Source organism: Labedaea rhizosphaerae, assembly GCF_004362825.1.
Lineage (GTDB): Bacteria > Actinomycetota > Actinomycetes > Mycobacteriales > Pseudonocardiaceae > Labedaea > Labedaea rhizosphaerae.
On sequence record NZ_SNXZ01000001.1, the window covers coordinates 1,710,702 to 1,737,369 of the forward strand.

A 26,668-nucleotide genomic window follows, 5' to 3' on the forward strand; every position below is an offset into this window, starting at 1 on the left:
GAGGTGGATCAACTGCGGTGCGTGAATCCGCGCGGATTCACGCAGTCGGCCTACTTCGCTTCGGACAGGAGCGCGCCCATGCGCGTGACGCCGGTGGCCAGGTCGTCGTCGCCGAGGGCGTAGGAGAGCCGGAAGTAGCCGGGCGTGCCGAACGCCTCGCCGGGCACGACCGCGACCTCGGCGTGCTCGAGCACGAGCGCGGCCAGCTCCACGCTGGTGGTCGGCCGCAGGCCGCGGATCTCCTTGCCCAGCAACGCCTTCACCGACGGGTACGCGTAGAACGCGCCCTGCGGTGTCGGGCACTCGACGCCGGGGATGTCCGAGAGCAGCTTGACGATCGTGCGCCGCCGCCGGTCGAAGGCCGCGCGCATCGACGCGACCGCGTCCAGCGAGCCCGAGACCGCCGCCAGCGCGGCGCGCTGCGAGACGTTCGCCACGTTCGACGTCAGGTGCGACTGCAGGTTGGTGGCCGCCTTGACGACGTCGGCCGGGCCGATCAGCCAGCCGACCCGCCAGCCGGTCATCGCGTAGGTCTTGGCGACGCCGTTGAGCACGACGCAGCGGTCGGCGATCTCGGGCACCAGCACCGGCATGGACGGCGCCTCGGCCCCGTCGTAGGTCAGGTGCTCGTAGATCTCGTCGGTGACCACCCAGATGCCGTGCTCGGCGGCCCAGCGGCCGATCGCCTCGACCTGGGCCCGCGGGTAGACCGCGCCGGTCGGGTTGGACGGCGAGTTGAACAGCAGCACCTTGGTGCGGGGCGTGCGGGCCGCCTCCAGCTGCTCGACCGACGCCAGGTAGCCGCTGGACTCGTCGGTCACCACGGGCACGGTGACGCCGCCGGCGAGCGCGATCGGCTCGGGGTAGGTCGTCCAGTACGGCGCGGGCAGCAGGACCTCGTCGCCCGGGTCGAGCAGGGTGGCGAAGGTCTCGTACACGGCCTGCTTGCCGCCGTTGGTGACCAGGACCTGGCTCGGCTTCACCTCGTAGCCGGAGTCGCGCGACGTCTTGGCCGCGATGGCTTCCTTGAGCTCCGGCAGGCCGCCCGCGGGGGTGTAGCGGTGGTTGCGCGGATCGGCGCACGCCTGCACCGCCGCCTGGACGATCGGCTCGGGGGTCGGGAAGTCCGGCTCACCCGCGCCGAACCCGATCACCGGCCGGCCGGCCGCCTTGAGCGCCTTCGCCTTCGCGTCGACCGCGAGGGTGGCGGACTCGGTGATCCCGGCGATGCGCGCGGAGATCCTGGCGTGGCTGGTCGCGGAAGGCGCGGAAAGCTCGGTGGCTGCCATGGCCCTCATCGTCGCAGATCGGCCGGTTCTCGGCGCATCCCGGGGGCCGCTAAGCAGCGCGGTTGCGGAGGCTCATCGGGCGTGCCGTAGACTGCCGGACTTGGAACGTTGGCTACTCAAGTCCACCGTGGTTCGGCGCTGGTCACCTGCGGCCCGAAACACGTACGGTGGGCGGGGGTCGTCGAGTCCCACCGCCGCCGGCACCTCGTGGGCCGGCAAAGGGGTGTAGCTCAATTGGCAGAGCAGCGGTCTCCAAAACCGCAGGTTGCAGGTTCAAGTCCTGTCACCCCTGCATTGGCGAAGTAACGGGAGCGGAGGAACTGGCGTGGCCGAGGACAAGGAGCGGGAAGAGGGGCAGGAGCGCCCGTCTCGTCCCGTCACCGCCGCTGCTCGGCGTGAGCGCAGGGCCCGTCCCGCGGGCAAGGACACGGGGCTGCCCGGTCTGAAGGGTGACGCCAAGCCGGAGGGCAAGGCGAGCACCCGGACCGACGCCAAGCGCGACGCGAAGTCCGACAGCAAGTCGAAGGCCGACGTCAAGTCGTCCAAGTCGGTGTCCGAGCGCAAGGGCAAGGCGACCCCGACCCGCGACCGCAAGGCCGACCGGCCGGGCATCCTGGCGCGGCTCGTCCGCTTCCTGCGCGAGGTCGTCGCCGAACTGCGCAAGGTGATCTGGCCGACCCGCAAGCAGATGCTGACCTACAGCGTGGTCGTGCTGATCTTCCTGGCCTTCATGGTCGCCCTGGTGGCCGGCCTCGACGTGGGCCTGGCCAAGCTCGTGTTCCTGGTCTTCGGCGACTAGCCGGTCGAGACCAGCGGCAACGAGCGCCGCGTCCATCTGCGGACGCGATGTACGAGAGGAAAGCGAGACCCAACCTGTGACCTCCGAGAACGGGACAGCGGGCAGCAGCCCGGAGCTGACCGACCTGACCGACGACGAGCTGTTCGCCGCCGCGCAGGACGGGGACTCCGCGCACGTCGCGCCCGCTACGCCGCAGACGCCGGAGCCGGGCGGGGACGACGCCGAAGCTGCCGAGGCCGCTGAGGTCGACGAGGCCGACGCCGCCGCCGAAGAGACCGCTGACGACGACACCGCCGACACCGACGAGACCGACGAGACCGCTGAGGCTGACGAAGCCGCCGCCACGGCGGAGGAGCCTGTCGAGGACCCGGCCGCCGAGATGCGTGCCGCGCTGCGCAGCGCGCCCGGCGACTGGTACGTCGTGCACTCCTACGCGGGCTACGAGAACAAGGTCAAGACCAACCTCGAGACGCGCATCCAGACCCTCGACATGGAGGACTTCATCTTCCAGGTCGAGGTGCCGACCGAAGAGGTCACCGAGATCAAGAACGGCCAGCGCAAGCAGGTGCAGCGCAAGGTGCTGCCCGGCTACATCCTGGTCCGGATGGATCTCAACGACGCCTCGTGGAGCGCCGTGCGCAACACGCCGGGCGTGACCGGGTTCGTCGGCGCGACGTCCAAGCCGTCCCCGCTGACCATCGACGACGTGCTCAAGTTCCTGCTGCCGCAGGTGGAGCCGGCCAAGGCCGCGGCCGCCGGTGGCAAGGCGTCGACCGCGACCGCCACGAAGGCGCCGACGGTCGAGGTCGACTTCGAGGTCGGCGAGTCGGTCACCGTCATGGACGGCCCGTTCGCCACGCTGCCCGCGACGATCAGCGAGGTCAACGCGGACGGGCAGAAGCTGAAGGTCCTGGTGTCGATCTTCGGCCGGGAGACGCCGGTCGAGCTGTCGTTCACCCAGGTCTCCAAGATCTGAGTGAAAGGGGGTTGGGTCAACCTGCTTCGCCGGTGACCCCCTTTCCCGTGTTTTCTGGGGGCCAAGCCCCCAGGCCCCAGCCGGGGGAAGCCCCCGGACCCCCTAACTGAATACCGGGCGGGGAATGCCGCCGGACGTGCCGGGCGTTGGCCATTCGTCCCGGCGCGTACCACTTGAACAACAGGAAGCACTGACATGCCACCCAAGAAGAAGAAGCTTGCGGCGATCATCAAGCTGCAGATCAAGGCCGGCGCGGCCAACCCCGCGCCGCCGGTTGGCCCGGCGCTGGGCCAGCACGGCGTGAACATCATGGAGTTCTGCAAGGCCTACAACGCCGCGACCGAGTCGCAGCGCGGTGACGTGGTGCCGGTCGAGATCTCCGTGTACGAGGACCGGTCGTTCGACTTCAAGCTCAAGACCCCGCCGGCGGCCCGGCTGCTGCTCAAGGCCGCGGGTGTGGAGAAGGGCTCCGGCGAGCCGCACCGCAACAAGGTCGCCAAGGTGACCTGGGACCAGGTGCGCGAGATCGCCGAGACCAAGAAGGCCGACCTCAACGCCAACGACATCGACCAGGCAGCCAAGATCATCGCCGGCACCGCCCGTTCCATGGGCATCACCGTCGAAGGCTGATTCGCAGCGCCGCGAAGCAAGCTCAATTCAACACAGTGGGAGGACCTGCGCAGGTCCGCACCACAACTGATCCACGAAAGCAAGGACAGCAATGGCAAAGCGCAGCAAGGCATACCGCCAGGCCGCGGAGCTCATCGACCGGGAGCGCCTGTACTCCCCGCTCGATGCGGCGAAGCTGGCCAAGGAGACCTCCAAGGTCAAGCTGGACGCGACCGTCGAGGTCGCCATGCGCCTGGGCGTCGACCCCCGCAAGGCCGACCAGATGGTCCGCGGCACGGTCAACTTGCCGCACGGCACCGGCAAGACCGCCCGCGTGATCGTGTTCGCCACCGGTGACAAGGCCGCCGAGGCCGAGGCCGCCGGTGCGGACGCCGTGGGCTCGGAGGACCTGATCGCCCGCATCCAGGAGGGCTGGCTGGACTTCGACGCGGCGATCGCGACCCCCGACCAGATGGCGAAGGTCGGTCGCATCGCCCGCATCCTGGGCCCGCGTGGCCTGATGCCGAACCCGAAGACCGGCACCGTCACCCCGGACGTCACCAAGGCCGTCGCCGACATCAAGGGCGGCAAGATCAACTTCCGGGTGGACAAGCAGTCGAACCTGCACCTGGTGATCGGCAAGGCGTCGTTCGACACCGAGAAGCTGGTGGAGAACTACGCGGCCGCACTGGACGAGGTGCTGCGGGCGAAGCCGTCCGCCGCGAAGGGCCGCTACCTGAAGAAGGTCACCTTCTCCACGACCATGGGCCCCGGCATTCCGGTGGACCCGGCTCGCACGCGCAACCTCCTCGTGGCAGACGAAGCCACTTCCTGAGGCAACAACTGGCAAAGGTGAAGGGGCGACCCCCGAACGGGTCGCCCCTTCGCCTTTTTCGTGTCCAATTCGTGACCGCATAACCGCAGGTAAGAGGGCGTGCGGTCACATTTCGGCACCAGATAACGACACGCTGTTCCATCGCTGCCGAGCTGTTACCCGGATTGCCTACGAAAGTAGGTACCTTAACCACCCGACGGCGACGAACTATCCAACATCACGGGCCACTCGGTGAACTTCCGGTGCCCCGCCGGAGAAGACTGGTCCGCGCAGCTGCGGCGGGCATCGCGGAAAGGCTGTCCACCCACGTGATCGGTTTCCTGGCCAGGCGCCTGGTGAACTATGTGATCCTTTGTCTGGTCGCCACATTCCTCGCCTACTTGCTGGCGTCGCTGACGTTCGATCCCGTGGCGATCCTGATGCAGCGCAACCCGCCGCCGCCCGAGGCGGCGATCGCGGCCAAGCGGCTGGCGCTGCACTTCGACCAGCCGATCCCGCTGCGGTTCGTGCACTGGCTCGGCGGCGTGGTGCACGGCGACTTCGGCCGCACGGTCACCGACCACAACGTGGGCGACGAGCTGCTGCCGCGGATGGGCGTGAGCCTGCGCCTGTTCCTCGTCGGCGTCACGGTCGGCGTGATCCTGGGCGTGATCCTCGGGGTGGTCAGCGCGATCCGGCAGTACAAGATCAGCGACTACGCGGCGACGGTCTTCTCCTTCGTCATCCTGTCCACGCCGGTGTTCGTGATCGGCCCGCTGCTCAAGACCGGCGCGCTGCAGGTCAACGACTGGCTCGGCACCGAGTACCTGAAGTTCACCGGTGAGCAGACGCCCGGCTTCGACGGCAGCTGGCTCGCCTCGCTGGGCGACCGGCTGCGCTACCTGATCGTGCCGACGCTGACGATCGCGTTGCAGCAGATCGCCTACTACAGCCGCTACCAGCGCAGCGCCATGCTCGACGTGCTCGGCAGCGACTTCCTGCGCACCGCGTCGGCCAAGGGCCTGACCCGGCGGCGCGTGCTGTTCAAGCACGGCCTGCGCACCGCGCTGATCCCGATGGCCACGCTGTTCGCGTTCGGCTTCGGCCTGCTTATCGTCGGCGGCACGTTCACCGAGCACATCTTCGGCTGGTACGGCATGGGCGACTGGCTGATCGTCGGCGTGAACACCCAGGACGCCAACGTGGTGGCGACGGTGACCTTGTTCGTGGCCGTGCTGGTGCTGATCTCCGGCTGGCTTTCCGATGTCCTCTACGCGGCGCTCGATCCGCGGGTCCGGGTCTGACGGGGGCCGACGACATGACTGTGACCATCGACAGCGACGGCAGCGGCGAGCACGCCAACACCCCGGGCGGCAGCGCCTCGGTGAGCCCGGTCGACGCGGGCGCCCCCGGTGACCTGCGCACCAGCCGGGCGAAGCTCGTCGTGCGCCGGTTCGCCCGCAACCGCAACGCATTGATCGGCCTTGTGGTGATCGTGCTGCTCTACGCGGCGGCGTTCCTGTCCCCGCTGTTCGCGCCGTGGAGCTACACCGAACTGGACTACGACAACTTCCTCGTCTCGCCCAGCGGCTCGCACTGGTTCGGCACCAGCAAGGTCGGCGAGGACATGTTCGCGCTGGTGATGCGCGGGCTGCAGAAGTCGCTGACCATCGGCCTGCTGGTCGGCCTGATCTCCACGTCGCTGTCGGCGATCGTCGGCGCGACGGCCGGCTACTTCGGCGGCTGGGTCGACCGGGCCATGATGTGGCTGGTCGACCTGCTGCTGGTGCTGCCGTCGTTCCTGATCCTTGCGATCCTCAGCCCGGCGTTCAAGGGCAAGACCTGGCTGATCTTCGTGCTGCTGCTGGGCCTGTTCAGCTGGATGATCACCGCGCGGATCGTGCGCGGCATGACCTTCACGTTGCGCGAGCGCGAGTACGTCAAGGCGGCCCGGTTCATGGGTCAGGCGCCGTGGCGGATCATCGTCAAGCACATCGTGCCGAACATGGCGTCGCTGCTGATCATCGACGCGACCGTGAACGTCGGCGCCGCGGTGATCGCCGAGACCGGCCTGTCGTACTTCGGGTTCGGCGTGCAGCCGCCCGACGTCTCGCTCGGCACGCTGATCGCGTCCGGCACCGAGTCGGCGCAGACCTTCCCCTGGCTCTTCCTGTTCCCCTCGATGTTCCTCGTGGTGTTCGTGCTCGCGGTGAACGTCGTCGGTGACGGCCTGCGCGACGCGATCGACCCCAACTCCGCGGGCGGGCGGCGCAAGGACCGGCGCAAGGCGCGCAAGGAGTACCAGGACGCCAAGGACAAGGCCCGCGCCAACGCACCCGCGCTCGCCGGAAAGGAAGCGTCATGACGCTCCTTGTGCCAACGCCAGACCCGAGAGCAGCTCGCGGACCTCGCAACCGCACCTCAGGGGAACGTGACGCAACTCAGCCACGATCACAAGGTTCAACAGGACCATTCCCTCGCAACGCAACCATTTTCGGGAATGCCGGGGAGGCGGGACGTTGACCGCCGCACAGACCATGTTCGACGAGCAGGCGCCGAGCGAGAACGGGCCGGTGCTGCGGGTCAGCGACCTCACCGTCTCCTTCCCCAGCGAGAGCGGCCGGGTCCAGGCCGTGCGCGGGCTGAACTACGAGGTGTCCGCGGGCGAGGTGCTCGGCATCGTCGGTGAGTCCGGCTCGGGCAAGTCGGTGTCCTCGCTGGCCGTGATGGGCCTGCTGCCCCAGCAGGCCCGCATCTCCGGGTCGATCAAGTTCCGCGACCGCGAGCTGCTTGGCCTGTCCGACGACCAGCTGTCCAAGATCCGCGGCAAGCGGATCTCCATGGTGTTCCAGGACCCGCTGTCGGCGTTGACGCCGGTGTACACGGTGGGCGACCAGATCGCCGAGGCGCTGCGCGCGCACGGGCACTCGATGAGCAAGCAGCAGGCCCACAACCGGGCCGTCGAGCTGCTCGACCTCGTCGGCATCCCGAACGCGGCGAACCGGGCGAAGGCGTTCCCGCACGAGTTCTCCGGCGGCATGCGCCAGCGCGCGGTGATCGCCATCGCGATCGCCAACGACCCGGACCTGATCATCGCCGACGAGCCGACCACCGCCCTGGACGTGACCGTCCAGGCGCAGGTGCTCGAGGTGCTCAAGACCGCGCAGGAGGTCACCGGCGCCGGCATCGTGATCATCACCCACGACCTCGGTGTGGTCGCGGGCTTCGCCGACCGGCTGATGGTGATGTACGCGGGCAAGGCCGTGGAGACCGGCCAGGTCGACGAGATCTACGCCCACCCGCGGATGCCGTACACGTTGGGGCTCTTGGGTTCCATCCCGCGCCTGGACGCCGAGGAGCGCCAGCCGCTGGTCCCGATCGAGGGGCAGCCGCCGTCGCTGGTGGACCTGCCGCCGGGCTGCCCGTTCGCGCCGCGGTGCCCCATGGTGGTCGACGCCTGCCGGGAGGCCGAGCCGCCGCTGTCCGATGTGGACGGCAGTGAGCAGCACCGGGCCGCCTGCATCCGGGCCAACGAGCTGATCGCCGAGGACCCGGACGCCGCCGAGGTGTTCGAGGTCGAGGCCGTCGAAGAAGCGGCGATCGCCAAGGTGCCGCGCGAGCAGCGGCCGATCGTGCTGTCGGTCAACGAGCTGGTCAAGCACTTCCCGCTGACCAAGGGCGCGGTGTTCAAGCGCCGGGTCGGCACCGTGCACGCCGTCGACGGGGTCTCGTTCGACATCCGCGCGGGCGAGACGCTGGGCCTGGTCGGCGAGTCGGGCTGCGGCAAGACGACGACGTTGATGGAGATCCTCGGGCTGGACACGCTGATGGGCGGCGACATCGCCATCCTCGGCAACCTGACCACGTCGCTGACCAAGCAATCGCGCCGGGAGATCCGCCGTGACATGCAGGTGGTCTTCCAGGACCCGATGGCCTCGCTCGACCCGCGCATGCCGATCGGCGACGTGCTCGCCGAACCCATGCAGGTGCACGGCTACTCGAAGCAGAAGATCGCCAGCCGGATCCCCGAGCTGCTCGACCTGGTCGGCCTGCGGGCCGAGCACGCCGAGCGCTACCCGGCGGAGTTCTCCGGCGGTCAGCGCCAGCGCATCGGCATCGCCCGCGCGCTCGCGCTGGAGCCGAAGCTGATCGTGCTCGACGAGCCGGTGTCCGCGCTGGACGTGTCCATCCAGGCCGGCGTGATCAACCTGCTCGACGAGCTGAAGGCCAAGCTGGAGCTGGCTTACCTCTTCGTCGCCCACGACCTGTCGGTGGTGCGGCACATCGCCGACCGGGTCGCGGTGATGTACCTGGGCAAGATCGTCGAGATCGGCGAGGTGGACGGCGTCTTCGGCGACGCGAAGCACCCGTACACCCAGGCGCTGCTCTCCGCGATCCCGATTCCCGACCCGGTCGCCGAGCGGTCGCGGGAGCGGATCATCCTCACCGGCGACCTGCCGAGCCCGGCCAACCCGCCGCGGGGCTGCCGGTTCCACACCCGCTGCTTCACGTTCGCGGCGCTGCCCGAGGACAAGCGCCAGCGCTGCCTGGACGAGGAACCGGTGCTGGCGGCGCACGGCGACGACCAGCAGGCCGCCTGCCACTTCCCCAGGGCGCGCGCCGTGCTCTGAGCTCCATCCCCCGAATCTCGGCCGGGCTCCCGATCGGCCGTTCAAAAAGGAAGGTCACCAACAGTGAGTCGACGGAAGTGGGCGGCGCTCATCGCGCCGGTCGCCGCCGCAGCGATGCTGCTTTCCGCGTGTGGCGGCAGCAGCGACGGCGGCGGGGACAAGGGCGTGCAGGGTGGTGCCGGCAAGGGCGCCGGCAACCAGGACATCAACGCGATGGATGTCTCGAAGCTCAAGGACGGCGGCGAGTTCAAGTGGCCGCTGGACTCGTTGCCGGACAACTGGAACTACAACGAGCTCGACGGCACCGTCGATGACGGCGTGCGCATCCTGTACTCGATCATGCCGCACCTGTGGCTGGCCGACGCGGGCAACAACGTCCAGATGAACCCGAACTACCTCCAGTCGGCCGAGATCACCTCGCCCGACCCCGAGGTGATCACCTACAAGATCAACCCGCAGGCCAAGTGGAGCACCGGCCGGGCGATCTCGTGGGAGGACTTCGACGCCACGTTCAAGGCCCTCAACGGCACGAACGACAAGTACACGGTTTCGGCGACCACCGGCTACGAGGACATCGAGAAGGTGGAGAAGGGGGCCAACGACCAGGAGGTCAAGGTCACCTTCAAGAAGAAGTTCGCCGAGTGGAAGGCGCTGTTCGACCCGCTGTACCCCAAGGAGCTCAACAGCGACCCGGAGACCTTCAACTCCGGCTGGGTGGACGGCCCGAAGATCACCGCGGGCCCGTTCAAGATCGGCACCATCGACAAGACCGGCCAGCTGGTCACGGTCGTGCGTGACCCGGCCTGGTGGGGCCCGAAGCCCAAGCTCGACAAGATCACCTTCCGGGTGGTCGACCGCAGTGCCCTGGCCGACGCCCTGGCCAACGGCTCGATCGACTGGTACAAGATCGGCTCCAGCGTCGACAACTACCAGCGGGCGAAGACCACAAAGGGTGCGGTCATCCGGCAGGCGCCGGGCAACCAGTACAACCACATCACCTTCAACGGCGCGCCGGGCTCGATCCTCGCGGACCCGAAGCTGCGCGTCGCGCTGATGAAGGGCCTGGACCAGGTCAAGTTCGTCAAGGGCATCCTCGGCCCGATCGTGCAGAACCCGACCCCGCTGGGCAACCACTTCTTCCTGCAGGGCACCGCGGCCTACCAGGACAACGCGTCCGCGGTGAAGTACGACCAGGCCGCCGCCAAGGCCGACCTGGACGCGCTGGGCTGGAAGATGGACGGCCAGTTCCGCAAGAAGGACGGCAAGCAGCTCAACATCCGGTTCGTCAGCACGGCGGGCAACCCGATCTCCGAGCAGATCGTGAAGCTGACCCAGGCGCAGCTCAAGGAGATCGGCGTCAACGTGGTGGTCGACGCCGAGCCGGTCGACAAGTTCTTCAAGGACTTCGTCAACACGGGCAACTTCGACATGACCGGCTTCGGCTGGAGCTCGAACCCGTTCCCGATCGGTGGCTCGAAGGCGATCTACTACCTCGACCCGAAGAGCACCGGCCAGAACTACGGGCACGTCGGTTCCCCTGAGCTGAACCAGAAGCTGGACGAGGCGAGCGCCGAGCTCGACGACGCCAAGCGGACGGCCGACCTGCAGGAGATCGACAAGATGGTCTGGCAGGAGGGGCACCACCTCCCGCTGTACCAGGTCCCCGGTGCGGTCGCGATCCGTTCCACCGTGGCCAACTTCGGTGCCCGCGGCTTCGCGGACGTCGACTACACGAAGATCGGTTTCGTTGCCTGATCTGTTCGGCTGAACGGCGGGGGTCGGACTTTCCGGCCCCCGCCTTTCCTTACCCACCAAGGATTCGATGGCTGAGATGACCGAGCGGCGACGAGGTGCCCTGTCGGTGCGCGCGGTGCGCCACGTCGGCTTGACCACCGCGCTCGTGTTCGTCACGTGCGCGGTCGTCATCGTGCTGTCCGCGATCTCCTACGCCGCGGCCGACCGGCAGCTCTCCGGGCTGTCGGCTCGTGCGAGCGGCCACATCACCAAGGTGGACGGCAGCACGGTCGAGGCGGCCTGGGCGACCCCCGACGGCGCGGCGCACACCGTGCGGGTGCCGCTGTCGATCGACCCGCCGAAGGTCGGCACCGGCACGGACATCGCCTACGACCCGGCGGATCCGGCGCGCGCGATCGTGCCGGGCGCGCAGGTGCTCGTCGACGGCGACCGGGCGACCACCGGGCTGGTGCTCGGCGCGTTGATCATCGTGATCGTCCTGGGCTACGACGGCTGGCGGCTCTGGCGCAGCGCCCGGCTGACCCGGCGCAAGCCCACCAAGCTGCTCGTGCGCCGCGTGCGGATCCAGCGCGGCGTGCTCACCCGGTCGTACCTGGAACTCGACGACGAGTCGGCGTGGCTCCCGGTCTACTACGACCCCGTGCTGGTGCGCATGCCCGCGCCGACCACGGTCACCGCGTACGGCGACCCGAAGCGCGACCGCTTGGTGGCCGCCGAGTTCGACGGCGTGGTGTTGTACCCGCCGGGCCGGGTCGTGCGCCGCGAACCGCCGGGGCGCCGCGGCGACAACCCCAGCCGGCCCGACGACACGGTGGCCGAGCGCGCGCGCTCGGTCAGCGGGCTGGGCCGGCAGCTGCGGGTCGACGCGGTGGCGTGCATAGCCGCGCCGTTCATCGGCCTGCTGTGGGCCTACGCCGACCAGAGCGGCTTCGCCGGCTGGCTCGGCGCGACCGTGCTCACGGCGTCGGCCGCGTTCTGGGTGTGGGCCATCCGCGGCTCCGACCCGTCCTGACCACCCGGGGCCCGGGTCAGTCGACCGGGCCGCCGCTGCGCCAGTACTCGCCGCCCTCGCGGCTGAGCAGGCCCTCGTCGACCAGGTACCGGCGCAACGTCACGTGGTCGGTCGCCCCGGCGGCGCACCACGGTTCGAGCAGCTCGGTCACCGCGCGCTCGGGGTAGTGCACGCCGGGCTCGAACGACCGCGCGACGTGTTCGAGCACCAGCCGCCGGCGGGTCGGCTGGGCGGGCATGCCGGTCAACTGCCCGTCCCGCACGAACGCGCGCAGCGTCGCCTCGGCCTTCGGGTCGGCGTAGCCGTGGTCCTCGTACTGCTTGGGTGGCGCCGCCGCGCGGGCCGCGTCGGCGAACAAGTGCGCGTGCAGCACCAGCCCGTCGGCGTCGCTGCCCACCAGCCCGGCCTTGGCCAGCCGGGTCACCGCCTTGCTCACCCGCTTGCCGTCGATGCCGGTGCGTTCGACGATCTCCGGGTTGGTCCGGGCGCCGAGCGCCAGCGCCGACACCGCGGCCAGCCGATCCGCGTCGGCGAGCAGGCCGACCAGTTCCTCCGGGCTCATGCTCGCAAGCTCGCTCATGCCGGCCGATGCTGGCACAAGACCGGTGCGGCGCAACCGAATTCAGCCGGTGGGCGTCGTGGTGGGGGCGCCGGACGTCTTCGGCGGGCAGGTCTCGTTCTCGTGGTCGGTGATCACCCAGCCGCCGCCGTTCTCGGTGAGCAGCAGCTTGCCCAGCGGCGGGCCGCCGACGACGTTGAGCTCGCAGGAGCTGACGATCGCCGACGTGCCGTTGAGCGTCATCGCCTGCTCGGTGACCTTCGGGGCCGCGTAGGCGTTGCGGTCCACCGAGTCCTTGCTGACCTGTGCGGCCAGCGTGGTGATCGCGGCCTGGCACGTCGTCGCGCCGAAGTCCTGGGCGAACGCGAGCCCGCCCTGCTGGTCGAACACCAGCGTGCACGCCTCCTCGGCGCCGCCCTGCGCGACCATCTTGTAGAGGGCGATCACCGCCTGCTGCGGGCTCGGCGAGAGGCGGCCCGGCTCCTGCACCGACCCAGGGCCCGCGGCGCCCTGCGGGTCGTTGTCCTCCGATGCGCCGAAGTAGTGGTTGTAGGCCCACACCAGCACCAGTACGACGACGAGCGCGGAGACCAGCTTGCGGAACAGCTTGCCGCGCAGGAACCGTTGCCACGCCGGCCTTTTCGGCGGCTGCGGGTAGGGGAAGCCGACCGCGCTCCCGGCACCGAGCGCGCGCTGGCCCTCCTCGGTCTGGGCGTAGCGCTGGAACTCCTGGAACTGCTGGAACTTGCGGAACTCCTCGAACTGCCGCAGCTGCTCCGGGTCCGGCACGGCCGGCGGCGGCCCGGGGGGCGCGGTGGGCGGCACGTTCATCGGTGGCACGATCTCGCCCCCCGGCACGGGTGGGTTCGGCGGCTGCTGCGCGGGCAGCGGCCCGGTGTCCGGTTCGTCGTTGGCCACGGGTCCATCTTGCCGGGTACCCGGGGGCGATTTGGAACCGCCTGATGGGGTCACGTACTCTTGACGACGGTTCTACCGAAGACCGCTGGTCTCTCCCTCACCGGAGACGAAGGCCCCGACAACGGGCGGCCCGCGCAGGGAGGACGAGGTGAGTCCCAGGCGCTTGCGCCTGTGTACGCCCCGTGCGCCTGCGCCGGGGCGTTTGTCGTCTCCCGGGCTGGTTCGACCAGAGGTCACCAGCCAAGAGAGGAGGCGACCCATGGCGAAGCCCGACAAGGTGGCGGCCGTCGCCGAGATCGCGGACAAGTTCCGCAGCAGCTCGGCCGCGGTGATCACCGAGTACAGCGGCCTCTCCGTGTCCCAGCTGACCACGCTGCGCCGAGCTCTCGGTAATGGCGCGACCTACCGGGTCGCGAAGAACACCCTCGTCCAGCGGGCCGCGGAAGACGCGGGCGTGCAGGGTCTCGAGGCGCTCTTCGCCGGCCCGACCGCGATCGCCTTCGTCGACGGCGAGCCGGTTGACGCGGCGAAGGCACTGCGTGACTTCGCCAAGGACAACAAGGGTCTGGTCATCAAGGGCGGCTACATGGATGGCCGCCCGCTCAGCGTGGACGAGGTCACCAAGATCGCCGACCTCGACTCGCGTGAGGTGCTGCTCGCGAAGCTCGCGGGCGCGATGAAGGGCAACCTCAGCAAGGCCGCCGGGCTGTTCAACGCCCCGGCCTCGCAGGTGGCCCGCCTGGCCGCGGCGTTGCAGGAGAAGAAGGCCGCAGAGGCCCCTGCCGCCGAAGCCGCCGAGAGCTGAACAACCCCGGATAACCATTCGCACCCTGGCTACTCGGGGCGCATTACCTGAAAGGACGCCATCATGGCGAAGCTCAGCACTGACGAGCTGCTCGACGCGTTCAAGGAGATGACCCTCCTGGAGCTGTCGGAGTTCGTGAAGCAGTTCGAGGAGACCTTCGAGGTCACCGCCGCGGCGCCGGTCGCCGTGGCCGCCGCGGGCCCGGCCGGCCCCGTGGCCGCCGCCGAGGAGGAGAAGGACGAGTTCGACGTCGTCCTCGAGTCCGCCGGTGACAAGAAGATCCAGGTCATCAAGGTCGTCCGCGAGGTCGTCTCGGGCCTGGGCCTGAAGGAGGCCAAGGAGCTCGTCGAGTCCGCGCCGAAGCCCATCCTGGAGAAGGTCGCCAAGGATGCCGCCGAGGCCGCCAAGGAGAAGCTCGAGGGCGCCGGCGCCAAGGTCTCCCTCAAGTGATCTAGCGCTTCACGGTTCGCTCGGAAGGCCGGTACCCCGACGGGGTGCCGGCCTTCCGCTATCTGCTGAGGTTGTTCACGACCGCCTCGGCCACCGCTTTGGCGCTGGCGCAAGCCTTTGCGGGTCCCAGCCCGTCGACCTCGACGACGAACCCGCTGCTCTTGTCCAGTTCGACGTCGACCTCGCAGTACTTCACCTGCGGCCGATCCGCGATCCGCCGCACGATGCCCGTCTGCCCCCGCACCTTGATGGTGTCGACGGCCACGTAGTCCTGGTCGGACTGGTATCCCGCCGCGGTCACGTCGGTGGACAGGTAGAGGTAGGTGGCCACACCGAAGCCCCACGTGTCCCGGTCGTTCGGCACCGGCCGCCCGTCCCGGCGGCAGGAAATGGTTGCGGGGTAGTCGGAGCTGTCGTACTTCCGCACACCTTCCGGCTGCCAGATCCCCCAGTCGACGTAGCCCAGGCGGCCGGCGTCGGCACCGGGCAGCAGGTCGCAGATCTTGTCATTGTCGTTGTAGGCGGAAGCATCGAGCGTTCGAGCCGCGGCGGTCGTGGTGGCGGTCGCGGGGGCGCTCGGTGTTGCTTCGGGCGTGGCGCAGGCGGCCACCCCGAAGGCCACGACCAGCAACCCCGCAACGCGGGTGGCGCTCATGAGGCACCGCCGAGCCGCTTCTCGATGTCGGACTCGTGTTTGCGGTGCGCCGTCTGGGCCTTGCGGACCTTTGGGTCGAAGGCGTTCGGCGGCATCTCTTCGCACTCGAAGCACCCCTCGTAGGTGAAGTCAGGGCTGTCTATCTGGACTTTGGTGCTCAACGGGGCGAAGAGGTCCGGGCTCTGGGCGCTAAACCCGGACTCCTGGAACATCAGTTCCTTCACCAGCATTTCGAGGCCGCCCTCGAACTCGCGGCAGACGCGGTCGCCGGTGCGGATGTAGGTGTCGATGACCTTGTCGGCATCACCACCGTCGATGGCATCGGTCGCGAGGATCTGGCCCTCTTTGAGCACGAGATCCACCGCCATGCTCTTCCACCTGGCCACGTCCAGGGTGATCAAGTGGCTGGCGATCTCACCGCCCAGCGCGATCTGCACCTCGATGTCCTTCTTGTCGCGGTCCTCGATCTCGTTGGTGGCCGCGTCGAAGGTGTCGGCCCAGATGCCGAACATGCTCTCCTGGGCCTGGTAGACCAGGGTCATCAGCGTGCCGATGCCGCGCACGGCGACCCAGGCGTTGGTGGCCTGCGTGTCGAGGAAGCTCTCGACCAGCGAGACCTGGCCGACGAACGCGTCCTTCGCGTCGCCCACCCAACCTTCGAGGTGGCTGATGGTTTGGGCCAGGTACTTCTTCGCGTCATCGCTGGCCGTGATTTCCTGCGCGACCTTGACCAGCCGTTCGTATTCCTCGCCGAGCTGGTCGAGGTTCAGGCTCGTCACCGTCCCCCAGTGGCGGGTGCGCGCGTCGCTGACCTCGCCGAACCTGGCATCGGTGAGGCTTTCCTTGTCGATCATCGTGGCCACGACGTTCTGCATCTGCCAGCTGGCCGCGTCCAGCGCTTCCGGGACCCGTCCGATGTGCGCCACGGTCAGGCCTGCCCGTCGGCCTGGCGGTACACGTCGATGATCGCGGCGAGCGCGTCGGCCGTGTCGCGCACGACCTGGGCCGCATGCGCTTGCCTGCTCGCCACGTGGTCGGCGAGCCAGGTGCAGTGCTGGAACGCGGACGTGGCCGCGGCCGACCTGCCGTGACCGCTCGCGTCGACGTGGTCGGTCAAGGCCTTCACCGGGTGCTCGATGGCCGCGGCCGCAGCGGGCAGTGATGTCCTGGCTGCCTTGTCCGCTTCCTTCAGCCTGAGCCTGAAGCCGCTCTCGTTCGGCATGGTCCCCCCTCGATCATGTGCGGCGACTCGGACGTCGCCGACCGTCAGGAGGTTTCGTTGTTCACCCGTTCGGCCCGGCGACAGGAAGCAACCAGAAGCGGCGGTTACCCCGTGTGATGTACCCCACTGGGCGAGCGCAAGCCACCGACTGGGTACTTTGCTTACCAACTCGCGAGTAACCCAGACGGGTTCGGCTCGTTGCACTGGGATGACGTCGGCGGGGACGCCAAATCCGGGTCGGGAGGTTCGATGGGCGCCGAGGTGGTCGTCGAAGGGTTGACCAAATCCTTCGGGAAGCAGGCCATCTGGCGGGACGTGACGCTGACCTTGCCGCCAGGCGAAGTCTCCGCGTTGCTGGGTCCGTCGGGGACGGGCAAGTCCGTCTTCCTCAAGTCGATGATCGGGTTGCTCAAGCCCGAGCGCGGCCGCTGCATGATCAACGGCGTCGACATCGTCACCTGCTCGGAGCGCCAGCTCTACGAGACCCGCAAGCTGTTCGGGGTGCTGTTCCAGGACGGCGCGCTGTTCGGCTCGATGAACCTGTACGACAACGTCGCGTTCCCGCTGCGCGAGCACACCCGCAAGTCCGAGTCCGAGGTCCGGCGCATCGTGCTGGAGAAGCTGGACCTGACCGGGCTCAACGGCGCCGAGCGCAAGCTGCCCGGCGAGATCTCCGGCGGTATGCGCAAGCGTGCCGGGCTGGCCCGCGCTCTGGTGCTGGACCCGGAGATCATCCTGGTCGACGAGCCCGACTCGGGCCTGGACCCGGTGCGCACCACCTACATCTCGCAGCTGTTCCTGGACGTGAACTCGCAGATCGACGCGACGTTCCTGATCGTCACGCACAACATCAACCTCGCCCGCACGGTGCCGGACAACATCGGCATGCTCTTCCGCAAGGAGCTGGTCATGTTCGGCCCCCGCGAGGTGCTGCTGACCAGTGAGGAGCCCGTGGTCAAGCAGTTCCTCAACGGCCGCATGGACGGCCCGATCGGGATGAGCGAGGAGAAGGACTCCGCCACCATGGCCGCCGAGCAGGCCATGTTCGAGGCAGGTCACCACGCGGGCGGCGTCGAGGACGTGCGCGGCGTGCCCCCGCAGATGCAGCCCACGCCCGGCATGCCCGAGCGCCAGGGCGCACGCCGGCGCACCGACCGCGTGATGAGCATCCTGCACTCGCTCCCGCGGGCCGCGCAGGACAGCATCATCGAGTCGATGTCGCCCGAGGAGCAGCAGCACTACGGCGTCCACGCCGGCGGCCGCCCGGCTCCGTCGCAGCGCCCGGCCCCGTCGCCACGCCCGCGCTCCGGCAACGGCGAGCGCATCGAGGGCCGCCTCGACGACGAGAGCGTCGCGCGCCTGCCCGGGTCCGAGCCGAGCGGGTCCGAACGAGGACGCTCGTGAGCGCGCCCGCCTCGACCCGGAAGTTCCCCGGCTCCGGCGCACTGCGCGAGACCGGGCAGCTCTTCGCGCTCGGCCTCGACGTGATCGTCGGCATCTTCAAGCGGCCGTTCCAGCTGCGCGAGTTCATCGAGCAGTCCTGGTTCATCGCGAGCGTGACGATCCTGCCGACCGCGCTGGTGTCGATCCCGTTCGGCGCATTGGTCGCGCTGGAGCTCGGTTCGCTGATCACCCAGCTCGGCGCGCAGTCGTTCATCGGTGCGGCCAGCGTGCTGGCGATCATCCAGCAGGCGGCTCCGATCGTGACCGCGCTGCTGGTCGCGGGCGCGGGCGGCTCGGCGATCTGCGCGGACATCGGCGCACGCACCATCCGCGAGGAGATCGACGCGATGGAGGTGCTGGGCGTCTCGGCGATCCAGCGCCTGGTCGTGCCGCGCGTGCTCGCCTCGATGCTGGTCGCGTTGCTGCTCAACGGTTTGGTCAGCGTCATCGGTGTGCTCGGCGGCTACTTCTTCAACGTGGTCCTGCAAGGCGGCACGCCCGGCGCCTACCTCGCGAGCTTCTCCGCGCTGGCCCAGCTACCCGACCTCTGGATCTCCGAGATCAAGGCGGTCATCTTCGGCTTCATCGCCGGGGTCGTCGCCGCCTACCGCGGCCTGAACCCCAAGGGGGGTCCGAAGGGCGTGGGCGACGCGGTGAACCAGTCCGTGGTCATCACGTTCCTGCTGCTCTTCGCGGTGAACTTCACGCTGACCGCCGTGTACCTGCAGATCGTTCCGGCGAAGGGGAGCTGAGGCCATGTCGACGATCGGCACCGCCGCACGCAAGCTCGCCGCCAAGCCGGGCGCCGTGCTGGACCAGCTCGGCACGCAGATGTCGTTCTACATCCGGGCGCTGGCCTGGATGCCGCACACCATCCGCCGCTACATGCGCGAGACCATGCGCCTGCTCGCCGAGGTCAGCTTCGGCAGCGGCGCGCTCGCCGTGATCGGCGGGACGGTCGGCGTGATGGTCGGCCTGACCGTCTTCACCGGCACCGTGGTCGGTCTGCAGGGTTACGCCGCGTTGAACCAGCTCGGCACGGCCGCGCTGACCGGCTTCGCGTCGGCCTACATCAACACCCGTGAGATCGCGCCGCTGGTCGCCGGCCTCGCCCTCTCGGCCACCGTCGGCGCGGGCTTCACCGCACAACTGGGCGCCATGCGGATCTCCGAGGAGATCGACGCGCTCGAGGTGATGGCGGTGCCGAGCCTGCCGTTCCTGGTGACCACCCGCATCATCGCCGGGTTCATCGCAGTGATCCCGCTCTACATCATCGGGTTGCTGACCAGTTATCTGGCGTCCAGAACGATCGTGGTCGTCTTCAATGGACAGTCGACCGGTACCTACGACCACTACTTCAACCTCTTCCTACCGCCGCAAGACGTCTTCTACTCCTTCCTCAAGGTGCTGATCTTCGCGGTGATCATCATCTTGGTGCACTGCTACTACGGCTACAACGCCAGCGGCGGGCCCGCGGGCGTGGGTGTGGCCGTGGGCCGCGCGGTGCGCACGACCATCGTCACGGTGGCGATCGTGAACTTCTTCATCGGCTTCGCGATCTGGGGCACGACGACGACGGTGAGGATCGCCGGATGACCAAGACGTTGCGCAGGCGTGCCCTCGGCCTGCTGTTCCTGGTGGTGGTCGTGTCGCTGGTCGCGCTCTCGATCGCCTTCTACAACAAGGCTTTCACCAAGGTCGTGCTGGTCAAGCTGGACACCGACAAGGTCGGCAACCAGCTGGCGGTGCACTCCGACGTGAAGGCCCGCGGGGTGCTCGTCGGCGAGGTGAGCGACATCCGGCCCACCGCCGACGGCGCCGAGCTGTCGCTGGCGATCATGCCGGACCAGGCGAACCTGTTGCCCGACAACGTTTCCGCTCGCTTCCTGCCCAAGACCCTGTTCGGTGAGCGCTACGTCGCGCTGCAGATCCCCGAGCAGGGCAACGGGCGGCACCTGACCGCGGGCACGGTCATCGCGCAGGACAAGTCGCAGCGCGCGGTCGAGCTCGAGTCGGCGTTCCAGCACCTGCTGCCGGTGCTGCAGGCCGTGCAGCCGCAGAAACTCTCCAGCACGCTCACCGCGATCTCCACGGCGTTGCACGGCCGCGGCAAGCAACTCGGCCAGACGCTGTCCAAGCTGGGCAAGCTGGTGGGCGACACCAACCCGCACCTGCCGCAGCTGACCGAGGACCTCAAGGCGCTCGCGTCGGCGTCGGACACGTTCAACGACGCCTCGCCCGACTTCATCGAGGCGCTCAACGACTTCACCGTCACCTCGAAGACGCTCGTCGACGAGCAGCGCAACCTCGAGTCGGTGTACGGCAGCCTGACCACGTCCTCGCGTGACCTCGCGCGGTTCCTCGACGTGAACCAGAGCAACCTGATCCAGCTGGCGTCCAGCTCGCGCCCGACGGCCGAACTGCTCGCCAAGTACGCACCCGAGTACCCATGCTTCCTCAAGCTGCTGGCCGAGACGGTCCCGGTCGAGGACAAGGCGTGGGGCAAGGGCACCGACCAGCCCGGCCTGCACGTCACCGCCGAGATCACGCCGAACCGCGGCCCGTACGTGGCCGGGCGGGACGAGCCGAAGTACCTGGACAAGCGCGGACCGCGTTGCTACGACTTCAAGGACTTCCCGCAGCCGTTCCCGCAGTACCCGCCGGACGGCCCGCTCAAGGACGGCGCGGTCCCGCCGCCCGCGGCGAAGACGGCCAACGTCGGCCTCATCCCGAGCGGCACGATGTTCAACGGCACGCCCAGCCAGGGCACCGGCCCGAGCGCGGCGCCCGCCGACCTGGGCCTGCCCAACTCGGCCGCCGAGGTGCGCTACGTCAACGCGCTGATCGGCCCGACGATCGGCGTGCAGCCCGATGACATGCCTTCGTGGAGCACGTTGTTGCTCGGTCCGGTGATGCGGGGATCGGTGGTGGACGTCAAGTGAGGAAGCTTGCGACCGAACCATTGGCACTGCGGGCCCGCCGATTCGGGCACCGAGCGATAGCGAGAGGTGCCGCATGAGGGGTCTGAGGGGGCTCGCTGGCCCGCTGATCAAGCTGATCGTGTTCGTGACGGTCACCGTGCTGGCCACGGCGATCCTCGCGATCAGCATCGGCAACATCAACCTGACCTCGACCAACAGCTACAAGGCGCGCTTCGCCGACGCCACGCAGCTGCTGCCGGGCGACGACGTGCGCATCGCGGGCGTGCGGGTCGGCGAGGTCGAGGACGTCGAGGTCGTCGACCGCAAGCAGGCCGAGGTGACGTTCTCGGTGGACGCCGGGCGCAAGCTGCCGGCGTCGGTGACCGCGCAGATCAAGTTCCGCAACCTGGTCGGCCAGCGCTACCTCTCGCTGGGTCAGGGCGTCGGGGGCAACCCGAACGCGGTGCTCAACCCGGGCGACTCGATCCCGATCGAGCACACCAAGGGCGCGCTCGACCTGACCGAGCTGTTCAACGGGTTCAAGCCGCTGTTCCGCGCGTTGTCGCCGGAGGACATCAACAAGCTGTCCTACGAGATCATCCAGGTCCTGCAGGGCGAGGGCGGCACGGTGGAGAACCTGCTCGCCCACACCGCGACGCTGACCTCGGCGATCGCCGACAAGGACAAGGTGATCGGCAACCTGATCACCAACCTCAACAACGTGCTCACCACGATCAACCAGCACGGCGACCAGCTGTCCACCCTGGTCGTCCAGCTGCAGCAGCTGGTGAGCGGGCTGGCCGAGGACCGCAAGCCCATCGGCGAGGCGATCGACGCGCTGTCGGGCCTGGCGATCACCACCAGCGGGTTCCTCGCCGAAGGCCGTGAGCCGTTGAAGCAGGACATCACCCAGCTCGGCGCGCTTACCAAGAACCTCAACGACAACGAGGCCATCGTCGAGCACTTCATCCAGTTCCTTCCGGAGAAGACCGCGGCGCTGACCAGGACCGCGAGCTACGGCTCCTGGTTCAACTTCTTCATGTGCTCGGCCAGCGGGCAGGTCGGCATCCCCGGCCTGATCACCAAGCCGATCCACATCACCGTGGATCCGGCGAGCAAGGCGAGGTGCTTCCGGTGAAGGCCTTCCGCAGCCGCAACCCGACGACCATCGGGCTGATCGGGCTGGTCGTGATCGCCCTGTTCATGCTCGCGGCGTACTTCTCCGACGACCTGCCGATCATCGGCGGCGGCACGAGCTACGAGGCGGAGTTCTCCGAGGCGGCCGGGCTCGAGCCCGACGACGAGGTGCGCATCGCGGGCGTGAAGGTCGGCCACGTCAGCGACATCGAGCTCGACGGGGACAAGGTGCTCGTCACCTTCAAGATCAAGGACGCCTGGGTCGGCGACCAGACCCGCGCCGACATCAAGATCAAGACGTTGCTGGGCCAGAAGTTCCTGTCCCTCGAGCCCGACGGCACCAAGGCCCTCGACCCGGACACGCCGATCAAGAAGGACCACACCACGGCGCCGTATGACGTGCTGGAGGCCTTCCGCGGTCTGGCCAACACCGTCAACGACGTCGACACCACGCAGCTCGCGCAGAGCTTCGAGGTGATCAGCACGACCTTCGCCGACACCCCGGACGACGTGAAGGGCGCGCTCACCGGCCTCTCGCAGCTGTCCAAGACGATCTCCAGCCGCGACCAGCAGCTCTCGGAGCTGCTCGCCAACACCAACAAGATCAGCGCGACGCTGGCCGAGCGCGACCAGGAACTGGTCAAGATCATGCAGGACGGCAACCTGCTGCTGCAGGAGATCACCAATCGCAAGGCCGCCATCGACAACCTGCTGACCGGCACCCAGGCGCTGGCCACCGAGCTCAAGGGCCTGGTCACCGACAACGACAAACAGCTGGGCCCGGTGCTCACGCAGCTCGACCAGCTCACGTCGATGCTGCAGCGCAACCAGACCGACCTCGCACAGGGCCTGAAGAACTTCGCGCCGTTCGTCCGGGTGTTCAACAACACCGTCGGCAACGGCCACTGGTTCGACAACTACATCTGCGGCCTGATCCCGCCTGCCCTGCCCGCCGTCAACGATCCGGGGTGCCTGGCGAAATGACCGTCAAAACGAAGCTGGGCATGGACCTCACCAGAGCGGTCGCCGCCGCTGTGGTGCTGGCGCTGGTCGCCGCGGTCGGCCTGTACTTCCTGTTGCGTGACAGCAACGAGCGCCGCTTCACGATGATGTTCACCGGCACGGTCGGGCTCTATGAGGGCAACGACGTGCGGGTGCTCGGCGTGAAGGTCGGCACGGTGGACCGCGTGATCCCGCAGGGGCAGACGGTCCGGGTGGACGTGCTGGTCGACCGCGACGTGCACATCCCGGCCGGCGCCAACGCGATCATCGTGGCGCCGTCGCTGGTCAGCGACCGCTACGTCCAGCTGGCCCCGGCCTTCACCGGCGGCCCGGAGATGACCGACGGCACGGTGCTGCCCACCGACCGCACGGCCACCCCGCTCGAGGTCGACGACCTCTACAACAGCCTGATCCGGGTCACCGACACGCTGGGTCCCAACGGTGCCAACAAGGACGGCGCGCTGTCGGACCTGCTGAACACGCTGGCCGACAACGCCGGCGGCAACGGCCAGGCCCTGCACGACACGATCACGCAGCTCAGCCAAGCCGCGAACACGTTGTCGGGCAACAAGGACAACCTCTTCGGCACGGTCGACAAGCTCTCGCAGTTCACCACCACGCTGGCCCAGAGCGACCAGACGGTGAACCAGTTCTCCGCCCAGCTCGCCGACGCCAGCAACTTCCTCGCGGGCGAGCGGCAGAACCTGGGCAAGGCGGTGCAGCAGCTGGCCGGGGCGCTGGCCATGGTGCAGCAGTTCATCAAGGACAACCGCGGCCGCCTGAAGTCCAATGTGGACAAGCTGTCGACCATCACCCAGGTCCTGGTCGACCAGCGGGCCGCGCTCGCCGAGACCCTCGACCTGGCGCCGCTCGCGCTGGGCAACGTGCAGAACGCCTACAACGCGGCGAGCGGCACGCTGGACGCCCGCGCGGACATCAACGAGCTGACCTCGCCGCCGATCGTCGCGGTCTGCGACCTGGTCGACCAGCTCGCGAACGACAAGCTGCCCAAGCAACTGCTCAGCCTCTGCGGCACGATCTCCAAGGCCGTGCCCATCCCGACCGGCGCGCAGGTGATCAACGCACTGCAGCAGGGCACGCTGCCCACGCTGCCGTTCCCGCTGATCGTGAACAGCGTGGGGGGCAACTGATGGGACTGCGTGATCGACTGCGGCTGGGTAATGGGCTGCGGCTGGGCAAGCGACGCGGGATCTCGGCGGCCGCCATCGCCTCGGCCACCGCGTTGCTCGTCTCCGGGTGCGGCTTCTCCGGCATCTACGACCTGCCGCTGCCTGGCGGCGCCGACCTCGGCGACCGCCCCTACACGGTGAAGGTGGAGCTGCGCGACGCGCTCGACCTGGTGCCGCAGGCAGGCGTGAAGGTCAACGAGGTCCAGGTCGGCCGGGTCGACACGATCGGCGTCGGCAAGGACGGCTGGACCGCCGAGGTGACCGTGCTGGTCAACGGCGACGTGCAGCTGCCGGCCAACGCCGTGGCCAACCTGCGCCAGTCCAGCCTGCTCGGCGAGAAGTACATCGAGCTGTCGCCGCCGGCGGACGCGCGGCCACAGGGCAAGCTCGCCGACGGCGCGGTGATCGGCCTGGACCGGACCAACCGCAACACCGAGGTCGAAGAGGTCCTCGGTGCGCTCTCGATGCTGCTCAACGGCGGCGGTATCGAGCAGCTGCAGACCATCGCCAAGGAGCTCAACAACGCCCTCGACGGCAACGAGCCGCAGCTGCGGGCCACCCTCACCAACATCAACACCCTGGTGACCGGCCTGGACGCGCACCGCGACGACATCACCAAGGCGCTGGACAGCCTCTCCACCCTCTCCGGCACGCTCGACCAGCAGAAGACCAAGCTGGCGGGTGCCATCGAGCACCTCGGCCCCGGCCTGCAGGTGCTCGCCGAGCAGCGCGGCCAGCTGGTGACGATGCTGAAGAGCCTCGACGAGCTGTCCGGGGTCGCGGTGGAGACGCTGAACAAGAGCCAGGCCGACCTCGTCGCCGACCTCAAGGCGCTGCGCCCGACGCTGCAGAAGCTCGCCGAGGCCGGCAACAACCTGCCCAAGGCGCTCGAGCTGATGTTCACGTTCCCGTTCACCGACGCCGCGATCGACGGCGTCAAGGGCGACTACGTGAACCTCTACCTGGACCTCGACCTGAACCTGCAGGACGTGATCGACAACTACGGCCGTGCCCGCACGAACCCGCTCGACGGGCTGCCGCTGCTCGGCACCCCGCTGGACGGCAAGACCGGCACGAACCCGAACTACAGCCCGCTGCCCCTCCCCGGTGACAAGGGGTCGAGCGGCGGGGGCGCAACGCAGCCGAGCAGCACGAGCGGACTCGGCAGCATCTTCGGGACCCTGCTGGGAGGCGGTGCCTGATGCTCACCCGCACCGTGCGGATGCAGCTGCTCGCGTTCTTCGTGATCGCGGTGGTCTCGATCGCCTACGCCCTGATCCGCTTCACCGACGTCGAGGCGTTCTTCGGCGACAAGGGCTACACGGCCAAGCTCGAACTGCAGGACTCCGGCGGCATCTTCACCAACGCCGAGGTCACCTATCGGGGCGTGCAGGTCGGCAAGATCGGCGACCTGCGGCTGACCAAGACCGGCCTCGAGGTCGACCTCAACATCGACGCCGACGCCCCTGACATCCCGGCCGACCTCGACGCGTTCGTGGCCAACCGGTCCGCGGTCGGCGAGCAGTTCGTCGACCTGCGCCCGCGCGGCACCGACGGCCCGACCCTGCGCGACCGCCCGGTCATCCCGGTCGACCGCGGCCACGTGCCGGTCAGCACCGACAAGGTGATCTCCGCGCTCGACACGTTCGCGTCCTCGGTGCCCACCGACTCGCTGCGCACCGTCGTCGACGAGATGAACACCGCGTTCGCGGGCACCGGCCAGGACCTGCAGGTGCTGCTGGACAGCACCGCGCAGTTCACCGACGCGGCGAGCGAGCACCTGCCGCAGACGATCAAGCTGATCGACTCCAGCGGCACCGTGCTCGCCACGGTGAACCGGCAGTCGGGCAACATCAAGTCGTTCTCGACGGACCTGAAGCTGCTGGCCCAGCAGCTCAAGACCTCCGACCCGGACATCCGCAACCTGATCACGCAGGTGCCGGGTGCGGCCGACCAGCTCGACCAGTTCGTGCGCGAGACCGGACCCGGGCTCGGCGTCACGCTGGCGAACCTGCTGACCACCTCGAACATCCTCGAGACCCGCCAGGACGGCATCGAACAGGCGCTGGTCACCTACCCGGCGGTGGCGGTCGGCTCGAAGACCGTGACCCCCGGCGACGGCACCGCGCACCTCGGCTTCGCGTTGAACCTGTTCGACCCGCCGCCGTGCGTGAAGGGCTACGAGGGCACCAAGAAGAAGGCGGGCAACGACCTGTCGAACACCCAGCCCAACGAGCAGGCGTACTGCGCGGAGCCGCAGGGCAGCCCGATCGCGGTGCGCGGCTCGCAGAACGCGCCGTACGGCGGCCGGCCGGTGGACGTGACCCAGGGCGACGTGGCCGCCAACTCGGGCCGGTCGCAGGAGTCGCTGGCCCAGCAGGCCGCGCAGCGCGGCGGCGGCCAGCCGGTGACCCTCACCTCGCTCGGCTCCCTGCTCGGACTGCCGGGCTGAGGCGACCACGTGCGGGCGTACGGATACCC

26 protein-coding genes and 1 tRNA gene are annotated in these 26,668 nt (G+C 68.8%); 21 read left to right on the forward strand and 6 right to left on the reverse strand.

Translation table 11 applies throughout. From position 1 onward, the window contains the following. Positions 1 to 50: 50 nt before the first annotated feature. Positions 51 to 1,289, reverse strand: coding sequence for a pyridoxal phosphate-dependent aminotransferase (locus tag EV186_RS08200; protein WP_133848393.1), 1,239 nt, complete (start codon positions 1,287 to 1,289; stop codon positions 51 to 53). Positions 1,290 to 1,508: 219 nt separating this feature from the next. On the opposite strand from EV186_RS08200, the gene EV186_RS08205 reads away from it, so the two are divergent. The 10 genes from EV186_RS08205 (at position 1,509) to EV186_RS08250 (ending at position 11,885) form a co-directional block, all read left to right on the forward strand. After that, positions 1,509 to 1,581 (forward strand) — tRNA-Trp (locus EV186_RS08205). 33 nt (positions 1,582 to 1,614) lie between these two features. Beyond that, complete coding sequence (gene secE / locus EV186_RS08210; protein WP_133848394.1) at positions 1,615 to 2,088, forward strand: preprotein translocase subunit SecE; 474 nt, start codon at positions 1,615 to 1,617, stop codon at positions 2,086 to 2,088. Positions 2,089 to 2,164: 76 nt separating this feature from the next. Next, a complete protein-coding gene (nusG, locus tag EV186_RS08215) occupies positions 2,165 to 3,064 on the forward strand; it encodes a transcription termination/antitermination protein NusG (protein WP_133848395.1) in 900 nt (299 codons plus the stop codon). 195 nt (positions 3,065 to 3,259) lie between these two features. Next, positions 3,260 to 3,694, forward strand: coding sequence for a 50S ribosomal protein L11 (gene rplK, locus EV186_RS08220; RefSeq protein ID WP_133848396.1), 435 nt, complete (start codon positions 3,260 to 3,262; stop codon positions 3,692 to 3,694). A gap of 91 nt (positions 3,695 to 3,785) precedes the next feature. Then, positions 3,786 to 4,508, forward strand: coding sequence for a 50S ribosomal protein L1 (gene rplA, locus EV186_RS08225; RefSeq protein WP_133848397.1), 723 nt, complete (start codon positions 3,786 to 3,788; stop codon positions 4,506 to 4,508). A 335-nt stretch (positions 4,509 to 4,843) separates the two neighbouring features. Continuing rightward, a complete protein-coding gene (locus EV186_RS08230) occupies positions 4,844 to 5,791 on the forward strand; it encodes an ABC transporter permease (RefSeq protein ID WP_243753879.1) in 948 nt (315 codons plus the stop codon). 14 nt (positions 5,792 to 5,805) lie between these two features. Further along, on the forward strand, positions 5,806 to 6,852 hold the full coding sequence (locus tag EV186_RS08235) for an ABC transporter permease (protein ID WP_133848399.1): 1,047 nt from the start codon (positions 5,806 to 5,808) through the stop codon (positions 6,850 to 6,852). 154 nt (positions 6,853 to 7,006) lie between these two features. Beyond that, positions 7,007 to 9,118 (forward strand): dipeptide ABC transporter ATP-binding protein, encoded by a 2,112-nt coding sequence (locus EV186_RS08240; protein ID WP_341814354.1) that lies wholly within the window; start codon positions 7,007 to 7,009, stop codon positions 9,116 to 9,118. Between the two features lie 63 nt (positions 9,119 to 9,181). Further along, positions 9,182 to 10,873: an ABC transporter family substrate-binding protein gene (locus EV186_RS08245; RefSeq protein WP_243753880.1), complete on the forward strand. Its 1,692-nt coding sequence runs from the start codon at positions 9,182 to 9,184 to the stop codon at positions 10,871 to 10,873. A gap of 67 nt (positions 10,874 to 10,940) precedes the next feature. Next, on the forward strand, positions 10,941 to 11,885 hold the full coding sequence (locus EV186_RS08250) for a hypothetical protein (RefSeq protein WP_133848400.1): 945 nt from the start codon (positions 10,941 to 10,943) through the stop codon (positions 11,883 to 11,885). A gap of 16 nt (positions 11,886 to 11,901) precedes the next feature. Here the strand turns inward: EV186_RS08250 and EV186_RS08255 are convergent, their stop codons facing one another. Both EV186_RS08255 and EV186_RS08260 read right to left on the reverse strand, forming a co-directional pair. Further along, complete coding sequence (locus tag EV186_RS08255; RefSeq protein ID WP_208115500.1) at positions 11,902 to 12,465, reverse strand: DUF2087 domain-containing protein; 564 nt, start codon at positions 12,463 to 12,465, stop codon at positions 11,902 to 11,904. Positions 12,466 to 12,507: 42 nt separating this feature from the next. Continuing rightward, the gene (locus tag EV186_RS08260) at positions 12,508 to 13,362 is read right to left on the reverse strand and encodes a hypothetical protein (RefSeq protein ID WP_133848401.1); all 855 of its coding nucleotides are present in this window, start codon (positions 13,360 to 13,362) and stop codon (positions 12,508 to 12,510) included. Between the two features lie 259 nt (positions 13,363 to 13,621). Here EV186_RS08260 and rplJ point away from each other — a divergent pair, with 259 nt between their 5' ends. Both rplJ and rplL read left to right on the forward strand, forming a co-directional pair. Continuing rightward, positions 13,622 to 14,167: a 50S ribosomal protein L10 gene (rplJ, locus tag EV186_RS08265; RefSeq protein WP_133848402.1), complete on the forward strand. Its 546-nt coding sequence runs from the start codon at positions 13,622 to 13,624 to the stop codon at positions 14,165 to 14,167. Positions 14,168 to 14,230: 63 nt separating this feature from the next. Continuing rightward, positions 14,231 to 14,617, forward strand: coding sequence for a 50S ribosomal protein L7/L12 (rplL, locus tag EV186_RS08270; protein WP_133848403.1), 387 nt, complete (start codon positions 14,231 to 14,233; stop codon positions 14,615 to 14,617). A gap of 58 nt (positions 14,618 to 14,675) precedes the next feature. Here the strand turns inward: rplL and EV186_RS08275 are convergent, their stop codons facing one another. From EV186_RS08275 to EV186_RS08285, 3 genes are read right to left on the reverse strand one after another with little or no spacing between them, the layout of a single operon-like run. Continuing rightward, complete coding sequence (locus EV186_RS08275; protein WP_133848404.1) at positions 14,676 to 15,272, reverse strand: DUF3558 family protein; 597 nt, start codon at positions 15,270 to 15,272, stop codon at positions 14,676 to 14,678. Continuing rightward, positions 15,269 to 16,198 (reverse strand): hypothetical protein, encoded by a 930-nt coding sequence (locus EV186_RS08280; protein WP_133848405.1) that lies wholly within the window; start codon positions 16,196 to 16,198, stop codon positions 15,269 to 15,271. The genes EV186_RS08275 and EV186_RS08280 overlap by 4 nt, the downstream gene beginning before the upstream one ends. A gap of 2 nt (positions 16,199 to 16,200) precedes the next feature. Beyond that, positions 16,201 to 16,494, reverse strand: a complete 294-nt coding sequence (locus EV186_RS08285) for a hypothetical protein (RefSeq protein ID WP_133848406.1) — start codon at positions 16,492 to 16,494, stop codon at positions 16,201 to 16,203. A gap of 249 nt (positions 16,495 to 16,743) precedes the next feature. Between EV186_RS08285 and EV186_RS08290 the strand changes: the two genes are divergently transcribed. The 9 genes from EV186_RS08290 (at position 16,744) to EV186_RS08330 (ending at position 26,639) form a co-directional block, all read left to right on the forward strand. After that, the gene (locus EV186_RS08290) at positions 16,744 to 17,898 is read left to right on the forward strand and encodes an ABC transporter ATP-binding protein (protein WP_133848407.1); all 1,155 of its coding nucleotides are present in this window, start codon (positions 16,744 to 16,746) and stop codon (positions 17,896 to 17,898) included. Then, complete coding sequence (locus EV186_RS08295) at positions 17,895 to 18,689, forward strand: MlaE family ABC transporter permease (protein ID WP_133848408.1); 795 nt, start codon at positions 17,895 to 17,897, stop codon at positions 18,687 to 18,689. Before EV186_RS08290 ends, EV186_RS08295 begins: the two co-directional genes overlap by 4 nt. A 4-nt stretch (positions 18,690 to 18,693) precedes the next feature. Then, the gene (locus EV186_RS08300; protein ID WP_133848409.1) at positions 18,694 to 19,533 is read left to right on the forward strand and encodes an MlaE family ABC transporter permease; all 840 of its coding nucleotides are present in this window, start codon (positions 18,694 to 18,696) and stop codon (positions 19,531 to 19,533) included. Continuing rightward, positions 19,530 to 20,879: an MCE family protein gene (locus EV186_RS08305; RefSeq protein WP_133848410.1), complete on the forward strand. Its 1,350-nt coding sequence runs from the start codon at positions 19,530 to 19,532 to the stop codon at positions 20,877 to 20,879. Before EV186_RS08300 ends, EV186_RS08305 begins: the two co-directional genes overlap by 4 nt. Positions 20,880 to 20,961: 82 nt before the next feature. Beyond that, positions 20,962 to 21,996: an MCE family protein gene (locus EV186_RS08310; RefSeq protein ID WP_133848870.1), complete on the forward strand. Its 1,035-nt coding sequence runs from the start codon at positions 20,962 to 20,964 to the stop codon at positions 21,994 to 21,996. Next, positions 21,993 to 22,979 carry an MCE family protein gene (locus tag EV186_RS08315; RefSeq protein WP_133848411.1) on the forward strand — a complete coding sequence of 329 codons (987 nt, stop codon included), beginning with the start codon at positions 21,993 to 21,995 and terminating at the stop codon, positions 22,977 to 22,979. Before EV186_RS08310 ends, EV186_RS08315 begins: the two co-directional genes overlap by 4 nt. Beyond that, a complete protein-coding gene (locus EV186_RS08320) occupies positions 22,976 to 24,148 on the forward strand; it encodes an MCE family protein (RefSeq protein WP_133848412.1) in 1,173 nt (390 codons plus the stop codon). Before EV186_RS08315 ends, EV186_RS08320 begins: the two co-directional genes overlap by 4 nt. Beyond that, a complete protein-coding gene (locus tag EV186_RS08325) occupies positions 24,148 to 25,389 on the forward strand; it encodes an MCE family protein (RefSeq protein WP_133848413.1) in 1,242 nt (413 codons plus the stop codon). Before EV186_RS08320 ends, EV186_RS08325 begins: the two co-directional genes overlap by 1 nt. Then, a complete protein-coding gene (locus EV186_RS08330; RefSeq protein ID WP_133848414.1) occupies positions 25,389 to 26,639 on the forward strand; it encodes an MCE family protein in 1,251 nt (416 codons plus the stop codon). Before EV186_RS08325 ends, EV186_RS08330 begins: the two co-directional genes overlap by 1 nt. Positions 26,640 to 26,668: the final 29 nt, after the last annotated feature.

Excerpts from the sequence above, each read along its gene's own strand:
- EV186_RS08255 (WP_208115500.1), bottom strand. The coding sequence starts at position 12,465 with ATGAGCGAGCTTGCGAGCATGAGCCCGGAGGAACTGGTCGGCCTGCTC.
- rplK (WP_133848396.1), top strand. The coding sequence starts at position 3,260 with ATGCCACCCAAGAAGAAGAAGCTTGCGGCGATCATCAAGCTGCAGATC.
- EV186_RS08325 (WP_133848413.1), top strand. The coding sequence starts at position 24,148 with ATGGGACTGCGTGATCGACTGCGGCTGGGTAATGGGCTGCGGCTGGGC.
- EV186_RS08275 (WP_133848404.1), bottom strand. The coding sequence starts at position 15,272 with ATGAGCGCCACCCGCGTTGCGGGGTTGCTGGTCGTGGCCTTCGGGGTG.
- EV186_RS08305 (WP_133848410.1), top strand. The coding sequence starts at position 19,530 with ATGACCAAGACGTTGCGCAGGCGTGCCCTCGGCCTGCTGTTCCTGGTG.
- EV186_RS08250 (WP_133848400.1), top strand. The coding sequence starts at position 10,941 with ATGGCTGAGATGACCGAGCGGCGACGAGGTGCCCTGTCGGTGCGCGCG.
- EV186_RS08320 (WP_133848412.1), top strand. The coding sequence starts at position 22,976 with ATGACCGTCAAAACGAAGCTGGGCATGGACCTCACCAGAGCGGTCGCC.
- rplL (WP_133848403.1), top strand. The coding sequence starts at position 14,231 with ATGGCGAAGCTCAGCACTGACGAGCTGCTCGACGCGTTCAAGGAGATG.
- rplA (WP_133848397.1), top strand. The coding sequence starts at position 3,786 with ATGGCAAAGCGCAGCAAGGCATACCGCCAGGCCGCGGAGCTCATCGAC.
- EV186_RS08300 (WP_133848409.1), top strand. The coding sequence starts at position 18,694 with ATGTCGACGATCGGCACCGCCGCACGCAAGCTCGCCGCCAAGCCGGGC.
- EV186_RS08330 (WP_133848414.1), top strand. The coding sequence starts at position 25,389 with ATGCTCACCCGCACCGTGCGGATGCAGCTGCTCGCGTTCTTCGTGATC.
- EV186_RS08290 (WP_133848407.1), top strand. The coding sequence starts at position 16,744 with ATGGGCGCCGAGGTGGTCGTCGAAGGGTTGACCAAATCCTTCGGGAAG.
- EV186_RS08235 (WP_133848399.1), top strand. The coding sequence starts at position 5,806 with ATGACTGTGACCATCGACAGCGACGGCAGCGGCGAGCACGCCAACACC.
- EV186_RS08285 (WP_133848406.1), bottom strand. The coding sequence starts at position 16,494 with ATGCCGAACGAGAGCGGCTTCAGGCTCAGGCTGAAGGAAGCGGACAAG.
- EV186_RS08200 (WP_133848393.1), bottom strand. The coding sequence starts at position 1,289 with ATGGCAGCCACCGAGCTTTCCGCGCCTTCCGCGACCAGCCACGCCAGG.
- rplJ (WP_133848402.1), top strand. The coding sequence starts at position 13,622 with ATGGCGAAGCCCGACAAGGTGGCGGCCGTCGCCGAGATCGCGGACAAG.